Origin of the sequence: Streptomyces sp. AB3(2024), from assembly GCF_041862025.1 — a bacterium.
In the GTDB taxonomy this organism is placed as follows: domain Bacteria; phylum Actinomycetota; class Actinomycetes; order Streptomycetales; family Streptomycetaceae; genus Streptomyces.
In genome coordinates this window covers 1-3,150 of sequence record NZ_JBGWAB010000278.1, presented here as the reverse complement: position 1 = coordinate 3,150, position 3,150 = coordinate 1, and the positions used below count along the sequence as shown (strand labels likewise).

The 3,150-nt window shown below is 67.5% G+C and carries 2 protein-coding genes; one reads left to right on the top strand and one right to left on the bottom strand.

Annotated elements, in window-relative coordinates:
- Positions 1-571: 571 nt before the first annotated feature.
- A complete protein-coding gene (locus ACEPPI_RS40270; RefSeq protein WP_373920205.1) occupies positions 572-811 on the bottom strand; it encodes a DUF6233 domain-containing protein in 240 nt (79 codons plus the stop codon).
- 404 nt (positions 812-1,215) lie between these two features.
- On the opposite strand from ACEPPI_RS40270, the gene ACEPPI_RS40265 reads away from it, so the two are divergent.
- The gene (locus tag ACEPPI_RS40265) at positions 1,216-3,042 is read left to right on the top strand and encodes a hypothetical protein (RefSeq protein ID WP_373920204.1); all 1,827 of its coding nucleotides are present in this window, start codon (positions 1,216-1,218) and stop codon (positions 3,040-3,042) included.
- The last annotated feature ends 108 nt before the right edge of the window (positions 3,043-3,150 follow it).

The following is a 3,150-nucleotide window of genomic DNA, read 5'->3' as shown; positions in this document are numbered from 1 at the left end:
CGACGTCCTGGCGGAACTCTTCCGGATAGGGCTTTGGCACAGCGACATCCTTCCCACCTGCCCCACAGGGCAAGCCAGTTCAGATGTCACCCGATCGTGCGGCAGACCCCTACGCCGAGACCCATCGGGCGATCGCTTCATTGGTTTCGGACCGGTCGGCTTGCCGGCCGACCCGCCGCAAGCCGAGTACCGAGCTCGTGCTCGCCCGGCAGGCCGCCTGCTGATCAACCACCAGCCGACCCGCCAAGCAGGCACGCCCGAACCTCAATCGCGGACCAAGTCGTAAGCGTTCTGGCCTGACGGCCACGTGGCGGTCCGCACGACGAGGCCACCCACCATGCAACCGGTGAGCCGAAGCGTCTTGCCCCTGTAGGTCTCTTGACGAGTCCGTCCCTTGGCGCATCGGATAGCTGCATGGCCTTGTTGGGATTGATCGGATTCATCGTCGGCATGGTCGGGATCATGGTGGGGAGCAAGGGGCAACGCGGGTGGGACATGTGGTCCCGTCAGCAGCGCATTGTGTGCTCTCTCAGCTTCGTACTTGTGATCGCCGGGCTCGCCGTCGGCCGGCCTACCTGAGGCAGCCGTTATGGGGCGGTGAGGGGGGCAGGCACCCACGGGTGGCTGCCCGGATCTGTTGCCGCTCTTCAGGCGGCTGGTCGAGGATGCCGAGGGTGGTGTCGGGTCGGCAGTGTGGGCACGCGGAAATGTTCTCGGCGAGCGCGCGGCAGGCTTGGTCGGCGGTGGCGGGGCGGGTCGCCGGGCGGTTGCCAGGGCTTGGTGCTGCTCCTCGGCAGCTCAAGAGCCTCATCCGGGCTATCCAGGTTCTCCAGCAGAAGGGGCACTTCGAGCATCTGGCTCGGCTCCACGCGGTGAACTTCCCACAGGTCACCGCGTCCCCCCAGTTCCTGCCGTGGAACCGCCACTTCCACTGGCCCGCAGCGTCACCCCGGAGACGATGCGACCGGGCTGGTCAGAAGCCCTGCTGATGTCCCGTTCGGTGTTGCCGCACCGGCGGCTGCTGACCTTGGACGAGCGCCTGGATCACGCGGCGGCACGGCCGGTGATCGTTCCGGAGACGATCGTCTGCGACCACGGCAAGGTGTTCATCTCGAACAACTTCCGCGCGTCCTGCCGGTATTTGGGCATCAACCTGCAGCCCGCCCACAAGGCGACCCCGATGGACAGGGCACGATCGAGAAGACCCTGGGCTCGGTGGCCACGCTGTTCGCTCAGTTCGTCGCGGGCTACACCGGTTCGACCGTGGACCGGCGGGGCCGGAAGCCGGAGGACGGGCCGCTGTGGTCGCTGCCCGAGCTGCAGGGCCTTCTCGACGAGTGGATCACCGCGGTGTGGCAAATCCGGCCGCATGACGGGCTGCGTGACCCGCAGGCACCGAAGCGGGCGTTCTCGCCGAACGAGAAGTACGCCACGCTGGTGGAGTCCTGCGGCTACGTCCCGGTCCCGCTGAACGGCGAGGACTACATCGAGCTGCTGCCCGAGCGCTGGCAGGCGATCAACGTCTACGGCATCCGGATCAAGCACCGCACCTACGACGACGTCGAGTTGGGCCCATTGCGCCGCCAGCACTCCGGGGTGTCGGAGAAGAAGGGCCTGTGGGAGATCCACTACGACCCTACGACATCTCCCGCATCTGGGTACGCGACCGCCAGGGCGATCGGTGGATCACCGTGTTCTGGAAGCACCTTCGCCGGCTCGGCGTCCCGTTCGGAGAGCTGGCTTGGGACCACGCCTGCGAACAGGTCCCAGGCGGCACCGAGGAGCAGATCGCGGACGCCGCCGCTGCCCTGCTGCGGCGGGCCCACGCGGGCCCCGCGCCGGAGAAGGGGCCTGCGGCCAAGCGTTCCCGCCGCGTCGGCGCCCGGACTCGGGCCACCACCCCCGACCGACCGGTCCCGGACCCACCCGCCGTCGAGCCCCTGCCGGACGCAGATCCGGACACTGAGCTGGCCAAGGTCATCCCGCTGGGCCTGTTCGACCCGCTCGCCAACCCCTGGAGGCGTTCGTGACAGTCCCCGAACCGGCAGGCCGCGTCACCGCCCTGCACGAGGCAACTACCTCGCCGCCACCCAGCAGACCTTCCACTCGAACGTACTCCAGCACTATCAAGCGCTGCTGACCGCCGTTCGTCGCGAGCCCGCCCGGCACGGCCTCGACGGCTCCTTCTCCTCGATGACCGCCCTTCTTCTCGGCCTGGACGCCGGAAGCTCCTGGAACATGCTCACAGGGTTCCAGGAGTGGCTCGTGGTCCGCCTCGGCCGAGGCCACGACCTGACCTGGCCCCTCCTCGTCCGCCACCTCACTCCAGGGGGCTGGACCCACCCGCTCACCAAGCAGGCCGACGCCGCAGCCGTGATCACACTCCACCGGCTCCTCCGCGACTACTTCACGATCCGCGAGCGGTCGGACGGCCTCGCACTCAGCTCGACGCAGCGGCTACGACCGCGGCTTCGTGAAACAGCTGGCGACAGCACACGGGCACCTGGGAGATGCTTGAGCACTGCGGCCCGGGCAAGGGCGGCGCTCGGGCACGGCTTGTGGAGGGGACCGCGGATGACTGTCAGTGAGCTGGTTCGTGCTGAGCTGGGACGGTACGACTGGTCTTCACTGCGTTGTGGCTGCGGCGACTACGCAGATCATGTGCCCTTGCTGTTCGAGACGATCATCACGGCCGAGACCCCGCGGGACATGACCGGATACACCCTCGGCAACCACGTTGAGATCAATACGATCACGTTCGAGTGCACCGCGCCGGCCGTCAGCGTGATCCTCGCCGCGCTGGCTGGCGAGCTCTCATCCCTGGCCTTGGGCGAGCTTCTGCAGACGCTGCTGTTCGTGGCCGCTGGATCGGGCTGCGGCAGCGAGCCGGGCTCGGGATCAGCGAACCCGGATCACGAATGCCGTGCCAGGGCGCAGGAGGGCTTCTGGCTGCTCGTCCAGATCGGCCTCACAGGCAGTGCGGAGGATGCCGAGACGGTGGCCGACATCTGTGAGTACTTCGGCCTCGGCGACGAGAAGTGAACCGTTCCGGGTTTGATCGAGACTCTAGGTCGTGACTGTGACCTGGGGTTTCGTGGTTTCGCGGTAATGGTTGGTCTCGTATTCGACGGGCGGGATGTGCCCTATTTC